Genomic DNA, 3247 nt, shown 5'->3' with positions numbered 1-3247 from the left:
CAAGACATCTATTACCAAAATCTGCGGAGCAGATTTTAGGTTAGTAAGTGCGAAACACTTACAAAGCCAAAATTGCAAAGTAGATTGAGGTACAAAACCAAAAGATAAGTAGACAAATATCTAAAGCAATTTTTAAAGAGACCACAACACATCAAGCTACGTGTGTTGTAAGGTTAAGTTAGAAAGAGCGCAGGGTGGATGCCTTGGCACTGAGAGCCGATGAAAGACGTGATAAGCTGCGATAAGCTGCGGCAAGAAGCAAATATTCAATGAACCGCAGATTTCTGAATGGGGAAACCTGGCTGAGCAAACCTCAGTCGTCCTATACTGAATACATAGGTATAGGTCGGGAACCTCCTGAACTGAAACATCTAAGTAGGGAGAGGAAGAGAAAGAAACATCGATTCTGTTAGTAGCGGCGAGCGAAAGCGGAAGAGCCCAAACCGGAGTGCGTGCACTCCGGGGTATGGACTGCAACATGGCAGTGTGATCGATAGCAGAAGGGTCTGGGAAGTCCCGCCAAAGAGAGTGAAAGCCTCGTATGCGAAATTGAAAACACGCCTAGCAGTATCCGGAGTACCACGAGACACGAGAAACCTTGTGGGAAGGCGGAGGGACCACCCTCCAAGGCTAAATACTACTCAGTGACCGATAGCGCATAGTACTGTGAAGGAAAGGTGAAAAGGACCCCGGGAGGGGAGTGAAAGAGAACCTGAAACCCTGTGTTTACAAGCTGTGGAACTACGTTAAGGTAGGACCGCGTACTTTTTGTAGAACGGTCCGGCGAGTTTCTTGTACCGGCAAGGTTAAGCACTTAAGGTGCGGAGCCGAAGTGAAAGCAAGTGTTAATAGCACGCATAAGTCAGTACAAGAAGACCCGAAACCGGGTGATCTACCCATGTCCAGGTTGAAGTCGCCGTAAAAGGCGATGGAGGACCGAACGCACATCCGTTGAAAAGGGTGGCGATGAGGTGTGGGTAGGGGAGAAATTCCAATCGAACCCGGAGATAGCTGGTTCTCCTCGAAATAGCTTTAGGGCTAGCCTCGTATTAGTCTTGCGGAGGTAGAGCACTGAATATCCTAGGGGGCGTCAAAGCTTACCGAAGATTATCAAACTCCGAATGCCGCGTAGATGATGTACGGGAGTCAGACTGCACGAGATAAGTTGGGTAGTCAAAAGGGAAAGAGCCCAGACCACCAGCTAAGGTCCCAAAGTGCGTGTTAAGTGGTAAAGGATGTGGGATTTCGAAGACAACTAGGATGTTGGCTCAGAAGCAGCCATACATTCAAAGAGTGCGTAATAGCTCACTAGTCGAGAGGTCCTGCGCCGAAAATGTCCGGGGCTAAAACACGACACCGAAGCTGTGGATCCGAAAGGATGGTAGAGGAGCATTCTTAAGTCGACGAAGCTGTACTGTAAGGAGCAGTGGAGAGTTAAGAAGAGAGAATGCCGGAATGAGTAGCGAGATTTAAGTGAGAATCTTAAAGGCCGAATATCTAAGGTTTCCAGGGTAAAGCTGATCTTCCCTGGGTAAGTCGGGGCCTAAGGCGAGGGCGAGAGCCGTAGTCGATGGATAACAGGTTGAAATTCCTGTACTGCTTATGAACAGAACTGTGGGGACGCAGAAGGAGAGCACGAGCCGGAAATGGAAAAGCCGGTACAAGCGTATAGCAGTCATGCAGGCAAAACCGCATGAAAAATGTAAAGCGTTATGTGGATCGAACATTAGTAGAGAAGCGTGTGAGCCAGCTGCCAAGAAAAGCCGCTATTGTTTCATAAGTACCCGTACCGTAAACCGACACAGGTGGATGAGGAGAGAATCCTAAGGCCGGCGGGAGAAGTGTTGTTAAGGAACTCGGCAAAATGACTCCGTAACTTCGGGAGAAGGAGTGCCACAGAGATGTGGCCGCAGAGAAATGGCCCAAGCAACTGTTTAGCAAAAACACAGGTCTATGCAAAACCGAAAGGTGAGGTATATGGGCTGACGCCTGCCCGGTGCTGGAAGGTTAAGAGGAGAGGTTAGAGCAATCGAAGCTTTGAATTTAAGCCCCAGTAAACGGCGGCCGTAACTATAACGGTCCTAAGGTAGCGAAATTCCTTGTCGGGTAAGTTCCGACCCGCACGAAAGGCGTAATGATTTGGGCACTGTCTCAACAACACACCCGGTGAAATTGAAATACCAGTGAAGATGCTGGTTACCTGCGCCAGGACGGAAAGACCCCATGGAGCTTTACTCCAGTTTGATACTGGGATTCGGTACTGTCTGTACAGGATAGGTGGGAGGCTAGGAAATGGTGACGCCAGTTGCCATGGAGCCAACCTTGGGATACCACCCTTACAGTACTGGGTTTCTAACCTGCAGCCGTAACCCGGCTGGGGGACAATGTCTGACGGGGAGTTTGACTGGGGCGGTCGCCTCCGAAAGAGTATCGGAGGCGCTCAAAGGTTCCCTCAGAACGGTTGGAAACCGTTCGAAGAGTGCAAAGGCAGAAGGGAGCTTGACTGCGACACCGACGGGTGGAGCAGATACGAAAGTAGGACTTAGTGATCCGGTGGTATAAAGTGGGATTGCCATCGCTCAACGGATAAAAGCTACCCTGGGGATAACAGGCTTATCACTCCCAAGAGTTCACATCGACGGAGTGGTTTGGCACCTCGATGTCGGCTCATCGCATCCTGGAGCTGTAGCAGGTTCCAAGGGTTGGGCTGTTCGCCCATTAAAGCGGTACGCGAGCTGGGTTCAGAACGTCGTGAGACAGTTCGGTCCCTATCCGGCGTGGGCGTAGGATATTTGAGAGGAGCTGTCCTTAGTACGAGAGGACCGGGATGGACAAACCTCTGGTGTATCTGTTGTTTTACCAAAGGCATGGCAGAGTAGCCAAGTTTGGCAGGGATAAACGCTGAAGGCATCTAAGCGTGAAGCCCCCCTCAAGATAAGATATCCCATCTTCGGAGTAAGACCCCTTGAAGACTACAAGGTTGATAGGCTTTGTGTGTAAGTGCGGTAACGCACTCAGCTGAGAAGTACTAATAGGTCGAGGACTTATCCTTAGAGGTTTCTAAGAGATAAGCTTTAGAAGATACCTCTTTCTGTGTGAAATTCTGAAGGTACAGAATAAAAAAGTACCGGGAAAATTTAACGCTGCAGCAGGTGTTAAATTTTTTCTGTATATAGGGGATTGGTCAAATGGTATGATAGGAGTCTCCAAAACTTTTGGTGGGAGTTCGATTCTCTCATCCCCTGCT

General features: G+C 49.3%; 1 tRNA gene and 1 rRNA gene. Both read left to right on the top strand.

The features are described 5' to 3' along the window. Positions 1-171: 171 nt before the first annotated feature. Positions 172-3052: ribosomal RNA gene (locus DW159_RS05030) — 23S ribosomal RNA — on the top strand. A gap of 122 nt (positions 3053-3174) precedes the next feature. Next, positions 3175-3245 (top strand) — tRNA-Trp (locus DW159_RS05025). The last annotated feature ends 2 nt before the right edge of the window (positions 3246-3247 follow it).

Source organism: Coprococcus sp. AM14-16 (assembly GCF_003434675.1).
In the GTDB taxonomy this organism is placed as follows: domain Bacteria; phylum Bacillota; class Clostridia; order Lachnospirales; family Lachnospiraceae; genus Coprococcus; species Coprococcus aceti.
Note: the sequence above shows the minus strand (reverse complement) of the source record. Positions and strands in the feature narration are given on the sequence as shown.